The sequence below is a fragment of the Streptomyces sp. TRM64462 genome (assembly GCF_013362995.1).
GTDB lineage: Bacteria > Actinomycetota > Actinomycetes > Streptomycetales > Streptomycetaceae > Streptomyces.
Genome location: NZ_JABWDV010000332.1, coordinates 1 through 1,579, shown reverse-complemented (window position 1 = coordinate 1,579; position 1,579 = coordinate 1). Strand labels below are relative to the sequence as shown.

At 75.4% G+C, this 1,579-nt stretch carries 1 protein-coding gene; it reads left to right on the top strand.

Annotated elements, in window-relative coordinates:
* Positions 1-1,104 (top strand): peptidoglycan-binding protein (locus HTZ82_RS17035; RefSeq protein ID WP_175410247.1); only part of this gene is annotated, 1,104 nt, incomplete at its 5' end.
* Between the last annotated feature and the right edge of the window lie 475 nt (positions 1,105-1,579).

Below are 1,579 nucleotides of genomic sequence, written 5' to 3'. Positions count from 1 at the left end.
CCCGCCGGACGCCCCGGCGGCGAGCGCGCCGACCCCGGCCCGGCCAGCCCGCAGGGCGGTGCGGCAGGGCTGCACGGCCGCCCGCACGCGGGGCCGTCGAAGCACCCGCTGTCCCGGGACGAGCTGCCGCGCGTCACCCGCGCGGACATCATCAACCGGGCCAAGCGGTGGGTCGGAGAGAAGGTCCCGTACTCGATGGAGAAGTACTGGACGGACGGGTACCGGCAGGACTGCTCCGGCTACGTCTCGATGGCGTGGAAGCTGCCCGGCAACGAGTGGACGGGCAGCCTCCACCGGTTCGCGACCAAGCTCGACCGGAGCGAGCTGGAGCCGGGGGACATTCTGCTCTTCCACAACCCGGACAATCCGACCAGGGGTTCGCACGTCACGATCTTCGGAGGCTGGACGGACTACAAACGCACGCACTACGTGGCGTACGAGCAGACCAAGCCGCACACCCGCAGGCAGGCCACGCCGATGGCGTACTGGGAGAACTCGGCCCGGTACGTGGCGTACCGCTACAACGGCCTGATCACCGGCTCGGACGACGACGGAGCCGCGGTGGGCGCACCGGGCCCGTCGGGCGCCTCGGCGGCCTACCCCGGCGCGGGGATGTTCGGGCCGGGCGCGAACAACCGGTACGTGACGGAGCTGGGCCGGATGCTCGTCGCACGCGGCGGCGACCGCTTCTACACGAAGGGCCCGGGCCCCCGGTGGGGGGAGGCGGACCGCCGCGCGACCCAGGCGTTCCAGCGGGCGCAGGGCTGGCGCGGAAAGGAGGCCGACGGGCTCCCGGGCCCGCACACCTGGCGGCTGCTGGTCCAGCACAAGGGCCGCGACATCCCGGGCGGCGCGGAGAAGGCCGCGCCGCCGTTCCCGGGCCGGGCGCATTTCCGGCCCGGCCAGTCCAACAAGCACGTCGAGACGCTGGGCCACCGGCTCGTGAAACTCGGCTACGGCAAGCACTACCGGTCCGGCCCCACCCCGCGCTGGGGCGAGGCGGACCGGCGCAACGTCCAGGACTTCCAGCGGGCCCAGGGCTGGCGCGGCGGCGCCGCCGACGGCTACCCGGGCCCGGAGACATGGAGGCGGCTCTTCCGATGAGCGACCACGAGACCCGACCGATCAGAATCCCCCTCACCGCCCTCTACACCCCGGACCCCACCCCGAACCCGCCGGACGCGTTCCCTACTACCCCCACGCACCGGGAACCACGACCCGCGTCGCCCACCGCCCCCGCAAACCCGGAGGCACCGCCCGCTCTTACCGGCCCGGGCGCGGCACACCCCGACCGTCCCGCTACACGCCCCGAGCCCCCGACTGCACCGCCCGCAGCGACCGCCACCGGCCCGCAGCGACCGACCGAGCAGCCCGCCCGGACATGGCCGACCGCCCCGGTGGCGCCGACCGGCCCAGGCACGGGACGACCCGCCCACCCGACAGAGCCGGCCCGGCCGCCCGCTCCCGAAGGCCCAGGTGCGGGTTCCGCCCGATCGGCCCGCCTCACGTCCCCGGAGCCGTCGGCACCGGCAGCCTCGGTCTCGGGCCGCCCGGCCGGGGCGCCCTGGCCGGCGGGTCC